Origin of the sequence: Arthrobacter sp. Y-9, from assembly GCF_029690065.1 — a bacterium.
In the GTDB taxonomy this organism is placed as follows: Bacteria; Actinomycetota; Actinomycetes; order Actinomycetales; family Micrococcaceae; genus Arthrobacter_E.
The window spans coordinates 2,328,512-2,346,491 of record NZ_CP121463.1; the positions used below are offsets into that span (position 1 = coordinate 2,328,512).

The following is a 17,980-nucleotide window of genomic DNA, read 5'->3' on the forward strand; positions in this document are numbered from 1 at the left end:
GCCATCCGGCGAGCTCACGCCGTCCGACCGTTCCCACCCAGGCGGCCCGTCAGGGCACCGCCCGGCGGATGGTGAGGAACGCACCCAGTCCCATCGCCGCCGCCAGCAGCGCGAGGATCCCTGAGAGGCCCAGGATGGAGATCTGGACGAGGAAGTCGCCCACAGCACCCCAGAGACCGCCGAGCGTGATGACGAAGATCGCGGCCACCACCAGGAGAGCCAGTCCGATGCTCACCACGAGGACTCCCGTGACACCCCAGCGCTTGTAGAGCGTGGCGCCCCAGAAACCGAGCGTGAAGAAGAACAGTGTGATCACGAAGGACACGATCATGCTCTGCCACCACGGCCCGTCGAAGAGGAACGGGACGCGGAAGAAGTACCCGTCCATCCCCCAGCCGTGCGTCGCGAGCTCCACCTGGGTGCCGATGCCGTAGATCACGGCCATGCCGAGTGCCACGGCGGTGAACGTCACATAGGTGCCGAGAAAGAAGGCCCGGCGGGTGACGCTCATGCCGAGCGAGAAGGGGAACGTCAGTGTCAGGCTCTGGATCCCGAGGGCGAAGAAGTACCAGAGCGGTGCGAAGGGCGCGCCTCCGCTGAACTTCGGGCCGGCGGGGATGATGGCGAAGAGCGCCAGGCAGAGCGCGAAGGCTCCGCCGAGGATGACGGACGGGATCCCCAGGAACGTCCACTTGTTGATGAGCTGCATGCGGCTGACCGCCAGGACCCTGTTCATCGGGCCGCCTCCTTGCTGTCCGTGCCGCGGCCGGAGCCGGCGGCGTCGTTCAATGAGCTCTCCGCGCCCTGAGCGGACAGGGAGGCGTGGACCACCAGTTGCTGGAGCGAGACCTGTCCGAGCGTGAGTCCCAGTTCGGCCGCCTCGCGGCGCTGCATCGGGCTGAGCCGTCCGGCGATCGAAACCGACACCGTGTTGAGCAGACGCTCTTCGAACAGGACCGGGTATCCCTCGACGAATGCGGCGACCACGTCGGCCGGACCCGCCACGCTGACGGCCGAACCCCGGATCTCCTCCGCCTCGTCGTCCATGATGATCCGGCCCCGGTCGATGACCACGATGTGCTCCAGGAGATTGGCCACCTCATCGATCAGGTGGGAAGAGAGCACCACGGTGCGGGGATGCTCGGCGAAGTCCTTGACCAGGTGGTCGTAGAACAGGTGGCGGGCCACCGCGTCCAGACCCAGGTACGGCTCGTCGAAGAACGTCAGCTCCGCCCTGCTCGCCAGGCCGATCACGATCCCGACGGCGGAGAGCTGGCCCCGCGAAAGCTTCTTGATCCGCCGCTTGAGAGGCAGCTGGAAATCCTCGGCGAGGCGTTCGGCGAAGGTCTGGTCCCAGTCCGCGAAGAACAGGGCGGCGGCCTGGAACGCCTGCGCGGGGGTGAAGTCGTCCGGGTACTTCTGAGACTCGCGGATGAAGCAGATCCTGCGCAGGACCCGCTCGTTCTCGTACGGATCCTCGCCGAACACACGGACCGTGCCGCCACTCGGGAAACCCTGTGCGGTCAGGATGGACATCAGGGTGGTCTTGCCCGCCCCGTTACGCCCGAGCAGGCCGTAGATCCTGTTCTCCCGGAACTCCAGATCCACCTCCTCCAGGGCGGTGACGTCCTTGTACCTCCGGCCGAGGCCGCGCACCTGGACCACTGTCTGTTCGTTCATGGCTATGCCTTCCCCTGCGTGCTCGTGTCGTGGCCTTCGGCCTTCTCGTCGTCCAGCGCCGCGGTCAGCATCGCCAGGAGCTCGGCGCGGGCGATGCCCAGCTTGCCGGCCTCGAGGCAGAGCGGCTCCACGAACTGCGACTTGAAATGCTCCCGGCGACGGCCGAGCAGCTTGTCCCGCGCTCCTGCGGCGACGAACATGCCGATGCCGCGGCGCTTGTACAGGATTCCTTCTTCCACCAAGGTGTTCACTCCTTTGGCGGCCGTGGCCGGATTGATGCGGTAGTACTGGGCGAACTCATTGGTCGAGGGCACCTGAGATTCCTCCGGCAGCGCGCCCGAGACGATGTCGTTCTCGATGAGCGCCGCGATCTGGAGAAAGATCGGGCCGGAGTCGTCGATCACGGCGCGCCTCCCAACCACATTGGTTCATTACTCATGTAACTAACCATAGAACCACTGAACCCGTCACGCAAGCCCGTGGAGGGAACGTCCAGCGAAACCCCAGTGGGGACCCGTAGGCTGGGACGGTGATTGATGCCTCTTTTGCCGCCGATACCCTGCACGCCATGGCGCGTGTACCCGTACCGACCGCTTCCTTCCTGCCGGACTGGCTGAACCCGCAGATCTTCCTGGCCGACCCGGCGCTGGCGCCGTGGGTGGTCCTGCTGGTCTGCGGCATCGTCTTCGCGGAGACCGGTCTGCTGGTGGGGTTCTTCCTGCCGGGTGATTCCCTGCTCTTCACGGCCGGCCTGCTCGTGGCCACCGGAACCATCAAGTTCAACATCGTCGCCCTGATCACCCTCGTGGTCATTTCGGCCATCATCGGCAACCAGTGCGGCTACCTGATCGGCCGCAAGGCCGGCCCCGCGCTCTTCAACCGTCCCGAATCCCGGCTGTTCAAGCACGAGAATGTCGAGAAGGCCCATGTCTTCTTCGAAAAGCACGGCGGCAAGGCCCTGATCCTGGCCCGCTTCGTGCCCATCATCCGCACCTTCGTCCCGGTCATCGTGGGCGTCGCGGAGTACGACCGGAAGAAGTTCTTCCTCTTCAACGTGATCGGCGGAGTCCTCTGGGGCGGCGGCGTCACCCTGCTCGGCTACATCCTCGGCGACCGTGTGCCGTGGGTCTCCAAGAACCTGGACCTGATCTTCATCGTGATCGTGCTCGTCTCGGTCCTGCCGATCCTCATCGAAGGCATCAAGGGCTACCTCGACCGGAAGAAGTCCGGCAAGGCCTGAGCCCTCCCGCGGACCCATCCGGCCCCGGACAGACGAGAGCCCCCACTGGATTCCAGTGGGGGCTCTCGTGCGTCGCAGGCCGGCAGTGCATCACCGGCGGGTCCGCGGCTAGGACAGCGCCTTCACGATCGCGGGCAGCAGGGCCCGGAACGCCTTGCCGCGGTGGCTGATGGCGTTCTTCTCCTCGCGGCTCAGCTCGGCGCAGCTGCGGGCCTCCCCCTCCGGCTGCAGGATGGGGTCGTAACCGAAGCCGCCCTCACCGCGCGGCTCACGGAGCAGGGTGCCGTTGAGCGTGCCGTACTCGACGACGTCGTACGCCTCCTCGTCCGCCCCCGGCACCGTGAGCGCGGCGGCGCACACGAAGGCGGCGCCGCGGTGCGGCTCGGCGATGTCCCCAAGCTGGGCGAGCAGAAGATCGAGGTTCGCCTGGTCGTCGCCGTGGCGGCCGGCCCAGCGGGCCGAGAAGATGCCCGGCGCGCCGCCCATGATGTCCACACTCAGGCCCGAGTCGTCCGCGATGGACGGCAGCCCGGTGGCCGACGCCACGGCGCGGGACTTGAGCAGGGAGTTCTCGGCGAAGCTCGTGCCGTCCTCCACCACGTCCGGCACACCGGCCGTCGCGGCGTCGATGACCTGCGTGTCGACGTCCAGACCGGGCACCTGCCCGCGCAGAAGATCGCGCAGCTCGTTCAGCTTGCCGGCGTTGCGGGTCGCGAGCACCAGGCGGGCGCCGTCGGGGACGGTGTACTCCGGGGCGGTCACAGGATGCCGTCCAGGGTTTCGCCGAGCGTCTCCCGCTGGATCGCGGCGAGCTGGCTCGTGCCGATCAGGGCCAGGTCCAGGAGGCGGTTCAGCTCATCCCGGTCGAACGGCGCGCCCTCGGCCGTGCCCTGGACCTCCACGAACTTGCCGCCACCGGTGACGACGACGTTCATGTCGGTCTCGGCGCGGACGTCCTCCACATACGGCAGGTCCAGCATCGGCACGCCGTCGATGATGCCCACGGAGACCGCGGCGATCGTGTCGGTCAGCGGCTTGGCCTTCGGGGCGATGAGCTTGTTCTCCCGCGCGAAGCGGATGGACTCGGCGAGCGCCACGAAGGCGCCGGTGATCGCCGCGGTGCGGGTGCCGCCGTCGGCCTGGAGCACGTCGCAGTCCAGGACGATGGTGTTCTCGCCCAGCGCCTTGGTGTCGATGATGGAGCGCAGCGAACGGCCGATGAGCCGGGAGATCTCGTGGGTGCGGCCGCCGATCTTGCCCTTCACGGACTCACGGTCGGACCGCGTGTTCGTGGCGCGGGGCAGCATGGCGTATTCGGCCGTGACCCAGCCGCGGCCCTCCCCCTTGAGCCAGCGCGGCACCCCTTCGGTCAGGGACGCGGTGCACAGCACCCGGGTGTTGCCGAACTCGATCAGCGCAGACCCTTCGGCCTGGTTGGACCAGCCGCGGGTGATGCTGATGGGCCGCAGCTGCTCGGGGCTGCGGCCATCGGCGCGCACCACGGTGGCGGGCAGGGATGACTCGTTCGAAAGGTTGGGGGTCATGACACCAAGCCTATCGCGGGCGGTCAGAGCTCGTAATGCACGCCCGCCACGGCCACCGAGACGCCGCCGCCGAAGACCTCCTTGGCCTCCGCGAGCACGGTGTTCGCGTCCGTCCAGACCGGGATGTGCGTCAGGAGGAGCCGCTTGGCCTCCGCCTCGACGGCCGCCTCCCCGGCTCGCTTGCCGGTCAGGTGCACGTCCTTGATCGCGTCGTCACGGCCCTCCTGGAAGGCCGCCTCGCACAGGAACAGATCGGCGTTGCGGGCAGCTTCGACCAGTGCGGGGCAGCTGTCCGTGTCACCCGAATAGCTGAGCACGGTCTCCTTGACGGTCCCGTCCTCGAGCTCCTGACGGCACTCGACGCGGAGGGCGTACGCCTCCTCGATCGGGTGGTTCACGGCGTAGGGGGTGACGGTGAACGGGCCCACCTGGACCGGCTTCTCCACGGTCCAGGAACCGAAGTCGAAGTCCTCGTGCATGCCCGGGTCCAGCTCCAGGCCGTAGGCGGTGGCGAGACGGTCCGCCGTCGCTTCGGGTCCCCAGACCGGGATCCGGCCGCGGTCCCAGCCACCGGGCTTCCAGTGCACCGCGACGTGCAGTCCGCACAGGTCCATGCAGTGGTCCGGGTGCAGGTGGCTGAGGAAGATCGCGTCGATGTCCTCGAGATCCGTGTACCGCTGGAGCGAGCCGAGGGCGCCGCTGCCGAGGTCCAGGATGATCTTCCAGCGGCGTCCGCCGCTGTCCGCGGTCAGGAGATAGCACGACGCCGGCGAACCGGGCCCGGGGAAACTCCCCGTGCAGCCCACGATGGTCAGCTTCATCCCTGTCCCCCGTCCGCCGTGGCCTTCGCCACGAAGTGGGAGATGCGCGGCTGCCGAGCTGCCGCCCGTGCCGCCTCCAGCATCTCCGGTGTGATCTTCGCCAGGCTTCCGGTGGGATAGCTCGCCGAGACATGATCCACATGCTCCACGCTGACCACCTCCGGTCCGAGGAATCGACGGGCCAGTTTCCCGAACCCGTCGGCGTCACCCGTCGCGACGAAATGGTGCTTCGGAGTGGCGGGGTCCTGGCGTTCCAGACCGTGCCTGATGAGTGAACGGTACACGTCCTTGGCCGTCTCCTCCGCACTGGAGACCAAGGTGACGTCCTCCCCCATCACGTAGGAGATGACACCGGTGAGCAAGGGGTAGTGCGTGCACCCGAGCACCAGGGTGTCGACGCCTGCGGCCTTCAGCGGCGCCAGGTAATCCTCGGCGAGCGCCAGAAGTTCCGGCCCCGTCGTGATGCCCTCCTCCACGTACGGCACGAACTCGGGGCACGCCACCGAGAGGACCTCCAGGTCAGGGGCCGCCGCGAAAGTGTCCTCGTACGCCCGGGACCCCACCGTGGCGGAGGTCCCGATCACGCCGATGCGCCCGTTCCGTGTCGAGGAGACCGCCCGGCGCACCGCGGGCTGGATGACCTCGATCACGGGGATGCCGTAGCGCGCCTCGTAGCGTTCGCGGGCGTCGCGGAGCACGGCCGCCGACGCCGTGTTACAGGCGATCGTGAGGAGCTTCACGCCCGAGTCGACGAGCTCGTCCATGATGCCGAGAGCGTTGGCCCGCACCTCCGCGATCGGCAGAGGGCCGTAGGGGCCGTTGGCGGTGTCCCCGACATAGAGCACGGCTTCGGTGGGCAGCTGGTCGATCACGGACCGTGCCACGGTCAGTCCCCCGACGCCCGAGTCGAAGATCCCGATCGGACGTTCGGAGCGTGGCAGCTGCGTGGCCTCGTTCGCGGCCGGCAGCAACTGCTCGGAGCCCGGCAGACTCATGCGAGGCCCTCCCCCTCGCCCTTCTTCCCGGCCCGGGACGAGCCGGTGTCCAGGCTGTAGCTGAGGGCCTGGACCAGGGAGTCCTGAAGCCAGGTCACGAAGTTGTAGACCACGGAGAGGTAGGTCTCCAGGTCGTCGGCGTCCGACCACTCCTGCATGGCGTGGACCGCCTCGGCGTCGTCCTGGGTGCGGATGCCGAGGCGCTCGCTCACCACCAGGCGCACGTCGTTCAGGGCCATGGCGAAGTTCCGGGCCTGGTTCTCGTCCAGGTGAAGCTCATTGCTCTCGAGCGCGAGGGAGGCCGCACGCAGCGCGCCGATCTTGCTCTCCCGCAGCGAGCGCTCGGTGAAGCGGCGGAATTCGAGGGCGGCCTCGTCGTCGTCCTTCACACCGTCCGGGAGGAGGCGGCGCAGCGCGGCATCCGACGGAGGGGCGATGTGGGGGTCGAAACCGACCAGGGCCACCAGCGGGTCCTCGGAGTCCAGAGCCTCGGGCTCCAGCATGCTGATGACGTCGGAGAACAGCTTCCGCAGGAGCTCCCGCTCCTCTTCCTCGAGGAAACCGGTGATGCCCCGGCTGCCCGGCACGAATGTCTTAGCCATGCTGTCCCTTTCCACCGGCACCGGCGCGTTCCACGGTGGCCCACAGGCCGTACCCGTGCATCGCCACCACGTGCTGTTCCATGCGCTCCCGGCCCCCGTGAGCCACGATCGAGCGGCCTTTGCGGTGGACTTCCATCATGAGCCGGTCGGCCTTCTTCTGGGAGTATCCGAAGTAGCTCCGGAACACGTAGCTGACATAGCTCATGAGGTTCACGGGGTCGTTCCAGACCACCAGATTCCACGGGGTGTCCGTGAGCGTCCGTTCCTCCAGGCCGTGCTCCTCACGGACCTCCGGGTCCGTCAGGGCGGCAAGCCGCACCTCTGCCGTGGCTGTGGGATTCATTAGTCCATTCTAGGCAGTGTCCGGGGCCCGTCGCGTCCCCGCCGGGTCGCCCGGCGCCGGGCAGGGACCGGACCAGCGCCGGATCACGGCGTGAGGATAAAGTGTGATGCGTGAGTACATCCTGGCAGCAACCCCGCGCTTCGCTGTATACCGACCACTACGAGCTCACCATGGTGCAGGCGGCTCTGGAGTCAGGCGCCGCCCAGCGGCGCTCCGTCTTCGAGGTCTTCGCCCGTCGCCTTCCGGACGGCCGCCGGTACGGCGTCGTCGCGGGCACGGGCCGTCTTCTGGAAGGCATCCGGAACTTCCGTTTCGGGCCGGAGGAACTCGAATTCCTCCGCAGCACCGGCGTGGTGAACGAGAAGACCCTGGCCTTCCTCGCGTCCTACCGTTTCACGGGCGACATCTGGGGCTATCCCGAGGGCGAGCTGTACTTCCCCAACTCCCCGCTGCTGGTGATCGAGTCGACGTTCGCCGAGGCGTGCATCCTCGAGACCTACGTCCTGTCGGTCCTCAACCATGACAGCGCCATCGCCTCGGCCGCGTCCCGCATGGCGCTGGCCGCCCGGGGCCGCCCGTGTATCGAGATGGGTTCCCGCCGCACGCACGAGGAGTCCGCCGTCGCGGCCGCCCGCGCCGCGATCATCTCCGGCTTCGTCAGCACGTCCAACCTGGAAGCCGGGCTGCGCTACGGGCTGAAGACCTTCGGATCCGCCGCACACTCCTTCACCCTGCTGCATGACACCGAACGCGACGCGTTCACCGCGCAGCTCAGCTCGCTGGGCCCGGAGACCTCCCTCCTGGTGGACACGTACGACGTCGAGACCGCCGTCCGCACGGCCGTGGACCTGGCCGGAGACAAGCTGGGCGCGGTGCGCCTGGACTCCGGCGACCTGGTGGCGCAGGCGCAGTGGGTGCGCCAGCTGCTGGACGAACTCGGCGCCGTGAACACCCGGATCGTGGTGACGAGCGACCTGGACGAGTACGCCATCGCCGCCCTGCAGTCCGCCCCGGTGGACTCCTACGGTGTGGGCACCTCCCTCGTCACGGGCAGCGGCGCTCCGACCGCGGGCATGGTCTACAAGCTCGTGAGCCGCACCAACGACGATGGCGAGTTCGTCTCCGTCGCCAAGGCCGCCAAGAACAAGGCGAGCGTCGGCGGCCGCAAGTACGCGCTGCGACGGCTCAACGAGCGGGGCACCGCCACCGCGGAGCTCGTGGGCATCGGCCATGAACCCGTGAACGACGGCAACGACCGCCCGCTCCTCGTGCAGTTCGTGGCCGGCGGCGAAGTCCTCCCCGGCTGGACCGGTCCTGAGGCGGTGACGCGCGCCCGCGAACGGCATGCCGCGTCCCTGGCCGAGATGCCGCCGGCGGTGAACAGGCTCCAGCGAGGAGAACCGGTCATTCCCACCCTCTATGAGGAGGCACCATGAGCAAAGCCCTGATCATCGTGGATGTGCAGAACGACTTCTGCGAAGGAGGATCGCTGGCCGTCGAGGGCGGAGCCGCCCTGGCCGCGGCCATCAGCGAATACCTGGACGATCACGGCCACCTGTACGACCACGTCGTGGCCACACAGGACTGGCATGTCGATCCGGGCAGCCACTTCTCCGACGAGCCGGACTTCCAGGACTCCTGGCCGCGCCACTGCGTCGCCGGGACGAGCGGCGCGGAGCTGCATCACGACCTGGACCAGGAGTTCATCGAGGCGATCTTCCGCAAGGGCCGCTTCGCCGCCGCCTACTCCGGCTTCGAAGGGCTGCTCGCCCCTGAGGACGCCGTGTCCACCGGGGACCGCCAGCCCGGCGCGCTGCCCTCCGAGGACGAGGACGGCGAGTCCCTGGACGAGTGGCTCCAGGAACGCGATGTCGAGGACATCGTGGTGGTCGGGATCGCCACGGATCACTGCGTCCGCGCGACCGCCCTCGACGGCGTCCAGGCCGGCTATGCCGTCACGGTCCTCCGCGAGCTGACCGCCTCGGTGGCGGATGACCCGGAGCCGACCTTCGACGAGCTCGAGGAGTCAGGCGTCGTCATCGCCTGATCCGGCGTTGCGTGCTCAGTTGTTGCGGGTCTTCTTCCGGAACACCCGCAACAACTGAGCACGCAACCATCCGGTCACGCAAGATTCCGGGCACGCCCGGACGCTACTTCCGTCCGACGAACCAGCCCTGGATCTTCGCCAGACGGGCCTTGAGCTGCTCCTCGCTCGCCTGCGCGACGGCCGGACCGCCGCACACCTCACGCAGCGTGTTGTGCACCATGCCATGCGGTGTACCGGTGCGCGCCGACCAGGCCGAGACGTTCTTCGCGAGCTCGTTGCGCAGATCCATCAGGCGGCGGTGATCCGCGACGCCGGGCGCCTCCGCGGGAGCGGCGGCGGGCTTCCGCCGGCGGGACTGCTGCTCCGCCTGGCGCTGCCGCAGAAGCACGCCCACCTGGTCGGCGTCGAGCAGTCCGGGGATCCCGAGGAAGTCCAGCTCGTCCTCACTGCCGATGTCGCCACCGGTGCCGAACTCGCCGCCGTCGAACAGGACACGGTCGAAGGAGGCCTGGGAGTCCAGCGCCTCGAACTTGCCCTTGGTCAGGGAGTCGGAGGCCTTCTCCTCCCGGTTCGCCTCGTCCATCAACGAGTCTTCGGGGTTGAAGAGTCCGTCCTCGTCCTCGTTCCGGGGGCGGTCCAGCGCATGGTCGCGCTCGGCCTCCATGGAGTTGGCGAGGCCCATCAGCTGCGGGACGGACGGCAGGAACACCGAGGCGGTCTCGCCGCGCTTCCGGGCACGCACGAAGCGGCCGACGGCCTGGGCGAAGAAGAGCGGCGTGGAGGTCGAGGTGGCGTACACGCCGACGGCCAGGCGCGGCACGTCGACGCCTTCGGACACCATGCGCACCGCCACCATCCAGCGGCTCTGCCCGGCGGAGAACTCCTCGATCTTGCTCGAGGCCTTCGCGTCGTCGGAGAGGATCACCGTGGGCGACTCCCCCGTGATCCGGCGGAGCTGCCCGGCGTAGGCGCGCGCATCCTCGTGGTCCGTGGCGATCACCAGGGCGCCCGCGTCGGGCACGGTGCGGCGGACCTCGGAGAGCCGCTTGTCCGCCGCCGAGAGGACCGCGGGGATCCATTCGCCCTGGGGGTTCAGCGCCGTCCGCCACGCCTGCGACGTCACGTCCTTGGTCACCGCCGCCTCACCGAGCGACGCGGCCATCTCTTCACCGGCACTGGTCCGCCAGCGCATCTGACCCGAGTAGGCCATGAAGATGACCGGACGGACCACGTGATCCTTGAGCGCGTTGCCGTAACCGTAGCTGTAATCGGCCTTGGAACGGCGGATGCCGTCCTTGTCCTCGGCGTACTCCACGAACGGGATGGGCGAGGTGTCGGAGCGGAACGGGGTGCCCGTGAGGGACAGGCGCCGCGCGGCCGGTTCGAACGCCTCGCGGAGCCCGTCGCCCCAGGACAGCGACTCGCCACCGTGGTGGATCTCGTCCAGGATGACGAGCGTGCGGGCCGCCTCGGTCCGGGCCCGGTGCAGCATGGGCTTCGACGCCACCTGGGCGTACGTCACCGCGACGCCGATGAATCCCTGGCCGTGCCGGCCGTCCGAGTTCTTGAAGTTGGGGTCGATCGCCAGGCCGACGCGGGCTGCGGCGTCGGCCCACTGCCGCTTCAGGTGGTCGGTGGGCGCCACGATGCAGATGCGATTCACGACGCCGGAATCCACCAGGGTGGTCGCCACCCGGAGGGCGAAGGTCGTCTTGCCGGCGCCCGGCGTCGCGACTGCGAGGAAGTCCCGGGGCCGGGTGCTGAGGTACTTGTCCAGAGCCTCCTGCTGCCAGGCACGCAGTTTGGGCGCGGTGCCCCAGGCGGCACGCTCGGGGTAGGCCGGTGGGAGGGTGGGGCCGCCGAAGAGCGTGTCAGTCATGGGGAAAAGAGCCTCGCTAGGGTCGTCGGTCGTCAGCGGAAGAAGCAATGCCGGGCCGTGGTGAACGCCGGAGCGCGGCGGCACCCGGCCGGGCCGTCAGGAAACCCGCGCGCACGGCGCGGAAGGGCAGGCGCTACTTGGCGCCGTCGTCGTCCTTGCCCGGACGGAGGCCCTCGTAGATCTCCTTGCACGTGGGGCACACGGGGAACTTCTGCGGGTCACGGCCCGGGGTCCAGACCTTGCCGCAGAGCGCGATGACAGGCTCGCCCGTCAGCGCGGACTCCATGATCTTCTCCTTGCGCACATAGTGCGAGAAGCGCTCATGATCGCCCGGTTCCACCTGTTCGCGCTGCTCGGTGCGCTCGATCGTCGCGGTCGAACCGCCCGGGCCGGAGAGCTCGCGCGAGGGGTCGTTCTCAAAAGGATCGGGAGGCAACGTCATGACATCCACTCTACCGTGCCCGGACCCGAAGAAGGGCTCCCGGTGGACGTCTGGACGTCTGCTGGGAGCCCTTCGCGGGAGGCTGGACTCAGAGTCCCTGCCACTCCGGCTTGCTCTCGAAAGCGTGGCGGTAATAGTCCGCGAGGCGCAGCGAGGAGGCGGCCGCCTCGTCGATCAGAATCGTCGCATGCGGGTGCAATTGGAGGACCGAAGCCGCGCAGATCGCGGCGACCGGTCCCTCCACGAAGTCGTGGACCGTCTGCGCCTTCTGGGCGCCCGTGGCCACGAGGACCACGTGCCGGGCGTCCATGATGGTGCCGAGTCCCTGGGTCACGACGTGATGCGGGACATCGTCGATGCTGTGGAAGAACCGGGCGTTGTCTTTGCGGGTCTGTTCCAGGAGCGTCTTGATCCGGGTCCGGCTGGCCAGCGAGGAGCCGGGCTCGTTGAACCCGATGTGCCCATCGGTTCCGACGCCCAGGATCTGGAGGTCGACCCCTCCCGCCGCCTTGATCGCGTCCTCGTACTCCTGGCAGGCCGCCGCAAGGTCCCGCGCGGCGCCGTTGGGGCTGTGCACGTTCTCCGGATCGATGTTGACCCGGTCGCTGAACTCACGGCGGATGACCTCGCGATAGGACTCCGGATGACCCAGCGGCAGACCGACGTATTCGTCCAGGGCGAAGCCGCTCGCCCGGGAGAAGTCCAGACCGTCCTCCGCATGGCGGCGGGCGAGTTCGTCATAGATCGGCAGCGGTGAGGAGCCTGTCGCCAGGCCCAGCACCGCTTCCGGCTTGCGCTTCAGGAGCGCCTCGATGGCGTCCGCCGCCATGGCACCGATGTGAGCGGCATCGGGGAGGATGACAACTTCCATGCTCTTGCGGCCTCATTTCCTACTCAGGAGCTGTGAACTGCTTCGATCTTATACAGTTCGACCCCAAAAAACGATAGAAAGTGAGTGAAGTTAGCTATTTTTAATCAATTGCGCTAAAAGTTCCGGTCCTCGGCGCTCAACATCCCGGCCTCCGAGACGCACTCCCAACCACAGGAGGAAGGCTCCCCAGGCCGTTCCGGCCACGAGGTTGATCCAGCCCCACAGGTGGTTTCCGGTCACGAGCTCCGCGATCAGCAGCCCGGCCATCGGCAGGCAGATCACCAGGAGCACGAGCATGCCGACGCCTTGGATCGCCAGGGTGAGGCCCTTGCCTCCGGGCGGGTTCTTGAACGGACTCTCCCCGGGCTTCGGAACCGCCGTGACGTAGCGGGCCGAGATGACCGAAGCCAGGCCCAGACCCGCCATGAGGACGCCGGCCGACGCGCCGAAGATGCCCGCGAGCAGTTCCCACCGCCCGCTGAGGGCGATGGAGGCGAAGACCACGACCACCACGGCGGGCACCGCCAGGATGCAGCAGCCGAGGACGCGGCCCCAGCGGTCGGCGCGTCCCGGCGTGCCGGTGGAGAGGTGCAGAGCGAAGGCGGTGTCGTCATAGGAGACGTCCGAACTGATGCTCCAGGACATGAGGAATGCCACGAGCGGGCCCACCACCAGCAGCATGCTGAAGTTCCCGTTCTGCGTGCCCATGAAGTACAGAAGCACCGGCATGAGAGGCACCACGATCAGCGACGCCGAATACCGCGGATCGCGGAACCAGTAGGTGGCCGTGCGAGCGGCGACAGCACCTGTGGGGGTCGCCGGGAACCACGAGAAGAAGCCGAGCTTGCCGGCCGCTCGTTTGGCGCCGCTGGCGCGCGGCGGATTGACCATGGACCGCACCAGGGCGATGTTCCACAGCCAGACCGCCAATGCCATCACGGCGAGGCAGATCAGGATCCGGAGCGCGGCCGAGCCGTAATCACCGGCCGCGACGTCGGCGGGCAGGGCCCAGGGGGCGCCGAAGGGGGTCCACGCGAGAGCGGCGGCGAGGTCGGGCAGGTACCGCGCGTTGTCCTGGAGGCCCTGGGCGGCGCCACTGATGATCGGGCCCAGGAGCACGAGCGGGATGAAGATCAGAATGGTCCCGATCTCCCGGTAGCGGCGGGACTGCGCCAGGTTGTTGCCCCAGGCGGCGGCACACCGCGAATAGAGCAGACAGCTCGCCAGGCCCAGGAGCGCGCCCACGAGGGCGGCGACCACCTGCAGCGGCGACCTCCACCAGCTCACGACCGTGGTCAGGCTCAGGATGGCCGTCAGCAGGCCGGGTATCCCCACCAGACCGGCGAGCGCCATGCCGGTCATGAGGTCACGCTGCGGGATGCCGAAGGCGGCGAACCGCTGCGGGTCCAGGGTCATGTCCATGCCGGAGGCGAGGATCGGCACCACGGTCCAGCCCAGCACCGCGGCGAATCCGGCCAGCACCAGGATGGTCCGGGCGAGGTCGACGTCCGCCAGGCGCAGCACGATCAGGCCGATGACCATGAACGTCAGCACGCCCAGGCCGTACAGCCCGCCGAGCACCAGGCCGACGATCTGCCACGGACTGCGGCGGAACCCGTTGCCCAGGATCTGGAGTTTGAGCCTCAGGAGTGTCGCAACCATGCCAGCCCCTCCCCCTCGTGACGGCCGCCCACCAGGCTGACGAAGCGCTCTTCGAGGCTCTGCCCCGCACGCACCTCGTCCACGGTGCCCGCCGCCAGGAGACGTCCGCCGGCCACCACGGCCACGTGGTCGCAGAGGCGCTGGACCAGGTCCATCACGTGGCTGGAGATCACCACGGTGCCGCCCGAGGCCACGAAACCCTTCAGGATGTCGGTGATGTTCGCGGAGGACACGGGATCCACGGCCTCGAAAGGCTCGTCGAGCACCAGGACCCGCGGAGCGTGGATCAGCGCCGAGGCCAGGGCGATCTTCTTGGTCATGCCGGCCGAGTAGTCCACCACGAGATTGCCGGCGTCCGTCGTGAGGTCCAGTGCGGCCAGCAGCTCCTGGGCGCGCACGGCCACGGTCTCCCGGTCCATCCCCCGCAGGAGACCGGAGTACGTGATCAGCTGCTCGCCACTGAGGCGGTCGAACAGGCGGACACCGTCCGGAAGGGTCCCCAGCAGCTTCTTCGCGGCCGTCGGGTCCTGCCACATGTCCACCCCGAGGATCTCGGCGCTCCCGAAATCAGGGCGCAGGAGTCCGGTCGCCATGGACAGCGTGGTGGTCTTGCCGGCGCCGTTGGGTCCGACCAGACCGAAGAAGGAACCCACGGGGACATCCAGGCTGATGCCGTCGACGGCGATCTTCTCACCGAAGCGCTTGGCCAGGCCGCGCAAGGCGATGGCCGGAACGTGCGACGGGGTCCTGGGGACTTCCACCGGGGAAAATGGCTGGGATTCCGGGTGCGAGTGAGTCATGCATTTCACGCTAACAAGTGTGATGACGCTCCGGGATGCTACTTCAGGACGATCTTTGACTACGCCCAGCGGGTGCCCCGCGCCCGGCTCCGGAAACCTCGGGACACACCGCAGGGAGGGCATCCGTGCGGAATGCCCTCCCTGCGGTCATGCGTGTGGCCCCGGCGTCACGGTCCCGCGACGCCGACGGTCAGCTCACCGAGCGTCTGCTCAGAACAGAACCCTCGCCAGAGCCTGACGCGCCGCGGCCACGCGCGGATCCTTGACGCCCACCACCTCGAAGAGCTCCAGCAGGCGGACCCGAGCGGTCTCACGTTCAGGTCCGAAGTGGCGTCCGATGAAGGTGACGATCCGCGAGAAGGCGTCCTCGACGTGGCCGCCCGAGACGTCCAGATCCGCCAGACGCAACTGGGCCTCGACGTCGTCGGGGTCTGCTGCGGCCTGCTGGCGCAGAGCCTCGGCGTCCGTGGCACTCAGACCGTCGAGACGCAGCAGGAGGCGCACCTGCGCCAGTCCGGCCTTGGCCTCGTGGTCGGCGGGCTGCTCGTCGAGAGCCTGCTGGTAGGCGCGTTCGGCGGCGGCGTAGTCGCCGGACTCGATGGCCTCCAGGGCCTCCTGATGCAGCGGCGGCAGCGGCGCCTCGGCCGGCTCCGCGCCGGCGCCGGAGACCGGGCCGATCCGGCCGTGCACGCCGTTCGCCTGCGCGAGCTGCAGCAGCTCGGTGAAGAGCGCCTCCAGATGCGCCTCCTCCACCGGTCCCTGGAACAGGGGCACGGGCTGACCCTTGACGACGGCGACCGCGGCGGGAACGCCGGAGATCTGCATGGCCTGCATGATCTCGGGGAAGGCCTCGACGTCGACCGCGCCCAGGACCATCGTGCCGTCCTGCCGATTGACCAGATCCTCGACGAGGCTCAGCGTGCGCTGCGACTCCGGCGAGTACTGGGCCCAGAGTGCGAGGATCACGGGCACCTGGACGGAGAGCTCCACCACGTCCTGGAAGTTCGCCTCGGTGACGTTCGCGCGGTACGACCCCGCGCCGCCGGACGGTTCCGCTCCGTCGGCGGCGGACGCGGCCGGTGCGGCTGCCCGAGGAGCCGGGGCCGGAGCCTGGGCGCGCGCCTTCAGGGCCGAGAGATCGACCGCACCGCGAAGACTGGCGAGTGAATCGAATGGGTTCTGTGCTGCCTGGGGCAACTGTCCTCCTAGGGGATCGGCCGGTGAGGGATCACCTCACCGGCCGGGAAACGATGCGTGGACGGGCTCAGCCCAGCTTGACGCCCGTGAGGTAACGGTCCGCGGACAACAGGGTGAAGCTCTCCTTGGAACCGGCCGGCGGGATGCGCAGCGTCACCGAGTCGATGAAGTGCTGAGTCACCTTCTTGTTCGTCTTCTTGGTGCCCGCCAGGGTAGCCACGGCCTGGTCGGACAGGTCCACGGTGTCACCGTCGTTGGTGGGCTGAAGGGTGATGGTGAACTCGAGGTCCGCCACGACCACGGCGCCGCCGTCGTCCGACTGGAACACGGCGTCCGGCTGACCGAGGAGCTTGTAGTCGAACCCGGGCTTCACGTTCGCCCCGTTGTTCTTCGGGTCGATCGCGTCCTTCTTCTGCTGCTCCGCTTGCTGGAAGTAGGTGTTGTCACCGAACTTCAGCTTCGCGGAGCCGTTCGGGTCCTTCAGACGCGCCACGAGGGCCGCGATCGCATCCGTGGGGCTCGCGGTCAGACCATTGGCGCTCTTCGCGTCCAGCGTCTTGACGCCGTCCGCGCTCATCGCGGGGAAGGTGTTGCCCGGCAGGAGGTACGACGCGCTCACGAGTTTGTAGTTCTCCCGGGCCGACTTCTGGGTCAGCGTCAGGATCAGCGGCGTGGGGTTCTTGGCGCCCTGGGTCACGGCGGTCACCGTGCGGGGCCAGGCGCGATCGGTCGGGACGACCTGGGTCAGCAGCTTCTGAGCGGCGACCGGCGCGACCGCCGGGTGGCTCGAGGCCGAGGCCCGGATCTTGTAGTTCTGCGTGCGGATCGTGAGCGCCTCACCGGTGGCGCGATCGCCCAGGTCCTTGGCGTTCTTGGCGGCATCCGCGGTGCTGACCGCGTCCGCGGTGCTGGCGAGGATGCGCTTCAGCTGATCGTCCGTCACGACCGGCACCGCGCCGGACCCGGCGTCGGAGGCCGCGGGGCTCGACGGCGAGTTCTCGGCGTGAGCGGGGACCGCTGCTCCCAGCGCACCGGCCACCGCCAGGCTGAGCGCGCCGGCGATGGCGGGGATCCGCTGGAAGGCCGACGGCTTGTCCTTCGGCTCGGCGTTCTTTGGCTCGGCGATGTCCGCGGTCTTCTCCTCGGTGGCGGTCGTCTCGGCGTCGGAGGCCTCGGAGGCAGGAGCCGCCACGACGGTGTCCGCGTCACCCGAGGTCGTGGCGCCGTCGGCCGCCGTGGCCTTGGCCGGCGTCGAGCCGCCCTTGCCGAAGAGGAAGGCGAAGAGGAGAGCGCCCAGCATGAGCAGGCCGCCCAGCACCATGAGCGGAACGCTCCACGGGGTGCTGGTGTCATTGGCGTAGCTGAATTCGAGCTGAGAAGGAGCGGGCTTGGTGCCGTCGCTCGCGATCACCAGCGACCAGTCGCCCTTTTCCGGCGCGGACCAGGCGAACTTGAGCTCACCGTTGCCGGACTGAGTGCTCGCCCAGATGTCGGCGGTGGCCGGGTTCGGCGCCTTGGCGTCGCCGTCGACGTGCTGGACGTCGAGCGCCTTGCCTTCCGCGTCCGCGCCCTTGACGGTGTTGTGAGCGGTCTTGTCGACCCAGGCGGCGACGTCGTCGGGACGTCCGACCGCGACGGTGAAGCTGCCTTCACCCTTGATGTCCAGGTCGACCTTGCCGTCGCCGAACTTCGCGAACGCAGGGTCCACCACCGTGAGCGGGGCCTGCTGCACCGAGGAAGGGAGCGCAACGCTCACCCTCTCGGGCGGAGCCCAGAAGGTCTTCTGGCCAATGCCCAGGAACAGGGCTACCAGTCCCAGGACAAAGACGGCGATCGCTGACTTCAAACGCACAAATG

General features: G+C 68.5%; 19 protein-coding genes. 3 read left to right on the forward strand and 16 right to left on the reverse strand.

Going from position 1 to position 17,980, the window contains the following annotated elements; translation table 11 throughout:
* Positions 1 to 49 precede the first annotated feature (49 nt).
* The 3 genes from P9849_RS10475 to P9849_RS10485 are packed head-to-tail and all read right to left on the reverse strand — an operon-like array spanning position 50 to position 2,084.
* A complete protein-coding gene (locus tag P9849_RS10475; RefSeq protein ID WP_278266744.1) occupies positions 50 to 736 on the reverse strand; it encodes a hypothetical protein in 687 nt (228 codons plus the stop codon).
* Positions 733 to 1,680 (reverse strand): ABC transporter ATP-binding protein, encoded by a 948-nt coding sequence (locus P9849_RS10480; RefSeq protein WP_278266745.1) that lies wholly within the window; start codon positions 1,678 to 1,680, stop codon positions 733 to 735. The genes P9849_RS10475 and P9849_RS10480 overlap by 4 nt, the downstream gene beginning before the upstream one ends.
* Before the next feature lie 2 nt (positions 1,681 to 1,682).
* Entirely contained in the window at positions 1,683 to 2,084 is a 402-nt protein-coding gene (locus tag P9849_RS10485; protein WP_278266746.1) for a GntR family transcriptional regulator, read from the reverse strand.
* A 164-nt stretch (positions 2,085 to 2,248) separates the two neighbouring features.
* On the opposite strand from P9849_RS10485, the gene P9849_RS10490 reads away from it, so the two are divergent.
* Positions 2,249 to 2,920, forward strand: a complete 672-nt coding sequence (locus P9849_RS10490) for a VTT domain-containing protein (protein WP_278266747.1) — start codon at positions 2,249 to 2,251, stop codon at positions 2,918 to 2,920.
* 108 nt (positions 2,921 to 3,028) lie between these two features.
* Here the strand turns inward: P9849_RS10490 and rdgB are convergent, their stop codons facing one another.
* From rdgB to clpS, 6 genes are read right to left on the reverse strand one after another with little or no spacing between them, the layout of a single operon-like run.
* Entirely contained in the window at positions 3,029 to 3,682 is a 654-nt protein-coding gene (rdgB, locus tag P9849_RS10495; RefSeq protein ID WP_278266748.1) for an RdgB/HAM1 family non-canonical purine NTP pyrophosphatase, read from the reverse strand.
* The gene (rph, locus tag P9849_RS10500; protein WP_107002769.1) at positions 3,679 to 4,464 is read right to left on the reverse strand and encodes a ribonuclease PH; all 786 of its coding nucleotides are present in this window, start codon (positions 4,462 to 4,464) and stop codon (positions 3,679 to 3,681) included. The genes rdgB and rph overlap by 4 nt, the downstream gene beginning before the upstream one ends.
* Positions 4,465 to 4,487: 23 nt before the next feature.
* Entirely contained in the window at positions 4,488 to 5,285 is a 798-nt protein-coding gene (locus tag P9849_RS10505; RefSeq protein WP_278266749.1) for an MBL fold metallo-hydrolase, read from the reverse strand.
* A complete protein-coding gene (murI, locus tag P9849_RS10510; protein WP_278266750.1) occupies positions 5,282 to 6,280 on the reverse strand; it encodes a glutamate racemase in 999 nt (332 codons plus the stop codon). Before murI ends, P9849_RS10505 begins: the two co-directional genes overlap by 4 nt.
* The gene (locus P9849_RS10515; protein WP_278266751.1) at positions 6,277 to 6,882 is read right to left on the reverse strand and encodes a DUF2017 domain-containing protein; all 606 of its coding nucleotides are present in this window, start codon (positions 6,880 to 6,882) and stop codon (positions 6,277 to 6,279) included. Before P9849_RS10515 ends, murI begins: the two co-directional genes overlap by 4 nt.
* On the reverse strand, positions 6,875 to 7,225 hold the full coding sequence (clpS, locus tag P9849_RS10520) for an ATP-dependent Clp protease adapter ClpS (RefSeq protein ID WP_278266752.1): 351 nt from the start codon (positions 7,223 to 7,225) through the stop codon (positions 6,875 to 6,877). The genes P9849_RS10515 and clpS overlap by 8 nt, the downstream gene beginning before the upstream one ends.
* 170 nt (positions 7,226 to 7,395) lie before the next feature.
* Between clpS and P9849_RS10525 the strand changes: the two genes are divergently transcribed.
* Positions 7,396 to 8,661 carry a nicotinate phosphoribosyltransferase gene (locus P9849_RS10525; RefSeq protein WP_278266753.1) on the forward strand — a complete coding sequence of 422 codons (1,266 nt, stop codon included), beginning with the start codon at positions 7,396 to 7,398 and terminating at the stop codon, positions 8,659 to 8,661.
* Positions 8,658 to 9,272, forward strand: coding sequence for an isochorismatase family protein (locus tag P9849_RS10530; RefSeq protein ID WP_278266754.1), 615 nt, complete (start codon positions 8,658 to 8,660; stop codon positions 9,270 to 9,272). Before P9849_RS10525 ends, P9849_RS10530 begins: the two co-directional genes overlap by 4 nt.
* Before the next feature lie 103 nt (positions 9,273 to 9,375).
* Here P9849_RS10530 and P9849_RS10535 read toward each other — a convergent pair whose 3' ends face one another.
* From P9849_RS10535 to P9849_RS10565, 7 genes are all read right to left on the reverse strand, one after another.
* Positions 9,376 to 11,151 carry a DEAD/DEAH box helicase gene (locus tag P9849_RS10535; protein WP_278266755.1) on the reverse strand — a complete coding sequence of 592 codons (1,776 nt, stop codon included), beginning with the start codon at positions 11,149 to 11,151 and terminating at the stop codon, positions 9,376 to 9,378.
* 133 nt (positions 11,152 to 11,284) lie between these two features.
* On the reverse strand, positions 11,285 to 11,593 hold the full coding sequence (locus tag P9849_RS10540; RefSeq protein ID WP_066210908.1) for a DUF3039 domain-containing protein: 309 nt from the start codon (positions 11,591 to 11,593) through the stop codon (positions 11,285 to 11,287).
* 88 nt (positions 11,594 to 11,681) lie between these two features.
* A complete protein-coding gene (gene nagB / locus P9849_RS10545) occupies positions 11,682 to 12,464 on the reverse strand; it encodes a glucosamine-6-phosphate deaminase (protein WP_278266756.1) in 783 nt (260 codons plus the stop codon).
* Between the two features lie 90 nt (positions 12,465 to 12,554).
* The gene (locus P9849_RS10550) at positions 12,555 to 14,126 is read right to left on the reverse strand and encodes a transporter (RefSeq protein WP_278266757.1); all 1,572 of its coding nucleotides are present in this window, start codon (positions 14,124 to 14,126) and stop codon (positions 12,555 to 12,557) included.
* Positions 14,108 to 14,887 carry an ABC transporter ATP-binding protein gene (locus P9849_RS10555; RefSeq protein ID WP_278266758.1) on the reverse strand — a complete coding sequence of 260 codons (780 nt, stop codon included), beginning with the start codon at positions 14,885 to 14,887 and terminating at the stop codon, positions 14,108 to 14,110. The genes P9849_RS10550 and P9849_RS10555 overlap by 19 nt, the downstream gene beginning before the upstream one ends.
* Positions 14,888 to 15,136: 249 nt before the next feature.
* The gene (locus P9849_RS10560) at positions 15,137 to 16,123 is read right to left on the reverse strand and encodes a tetratricopeptide repeat protein (RefSeq protein WP_278266759.1); all 987 of its coding nucleotides are present in this window, start codon (positions 16,121 to 16,123) and stop codon (positions 15,137 to 15,139) included.
* 67 nt (positions 16,124 to 16,190) lie between these two features.
* On the reverse strand, positions 16,191 to 17,975 hold the full coding sequence (locus tag P9849_RS10565; RefSeq protein WP_278266760.1) for a hypothetical protein: 1,785 nt from the start codon (positions 17,973 to 17,975) through the stop codon (positions 16,191 to 16,193).
* Between the last annotated feature and the right edge of the window lie 5 nt (positions 17,976 to 17,980).

Excerpts from the sequence above, each read along its gene's own strand:
- rph (WP_107002769.1), bottom strand. The coding sequence starts at position 4,464 with ATGACCCCCAACCTTTCGAACGAGTCATCCCTGCCCGCCACCGTGGTG.
- P9849_RS10550 (WP_278266757.1), bottom strand. The coding sequence starts at position 14,126 with ATGGTTGCGACACTCCTGAGGCTCAAACTCCAGATCCTGGGCAACGGG.
- P9849_RS10530 (WP_278266754.1), top strand. The coding sequence starts at position 8,658 with ATGAGCAAAGCCCTGATCATCGTGGATGTGCAGAACGACTTCTGCGAA.
- P9849_RS10475 (WP_278266744.1), bottom strand. The coding sequence starts at position 736 with ATGAACAGGGTCCTGGCGGTCAGCCGCATGCAGCTCATCAACAAGTGG.
- P9849_RS10525 (WP_278266753.1), top strand. The coding sequence starts at position 7,396 with ATGGTGCAGGCGGCTCTGGAGTCAGGCGCCGCCCAGCGGCGCTCCGTC.
- P9849_RS10480 (WP_278266745.1), bottom strand. The coding sequence starts at position 1,680 with ATGAACGAACAGACAGTGGTCCAGGTGCGCGGCCTCGGCCGGAGGTAC.
- P9849_RS10540 (WP_066210908.1), bottom strand. The coding sequence starts at position 11,593 with ATGACGTTGCCTCCCGATCCTTTTGAGAACGACCCCTCGCGCGAGCTC.
- P9849_RS10535 (WP_278266755.1), bottom strand. The coding sequence starts at position 11,151 with ATGACTGACACGCTCTTCGGCGGCCCCACCCTCCCACCGGCCTACCCC.
- clpS (WP_278266752.1), bottom strand. The coding sequence starts at position 7,225 with ATGAATCCCACAGCCACGGCAGAGGTGCGGCTTGCCGCCCTGACGGAC.
- P9849_RS10505 (WP_278266749.1), bottom strand. The coding sequence starts at position 5,285 with ATGAAGCTGACCATCGTGGGCTGCACGGGGAGTTTCCCCGGGCCCGGT.
- nagB (WP_278266756.1), bottom strand. The coding sequence starts at position 12,464 with ATGGAAGTTGTCATCCTCCCCGATGCCGCTCACATCGGTGCCATGGCG.
- murI (WP_278266750.1), bottom strand. The coding sequence starts at position 6,280 with ATGAGTCTGCCGGGCTCCGAGCAGTTGCTGCCGGCCGCGAACGAGGCC.
- P9849_RS10515 (WP_278266751.1), bottom strand. The coding sequence starts at position 6,882 with ATGGCTAAGACATTCGTGCCGGGCAGCCGGGGCATCACCGGTTTCCTC.
- P9849_RS10490 (WP_278266747.1), top strand. The coding sequence starts at position 2,249 with ATGGCGCGTGTACCCGTACCGACCGCTTCCTTCCTGCCGGACTGGCTG.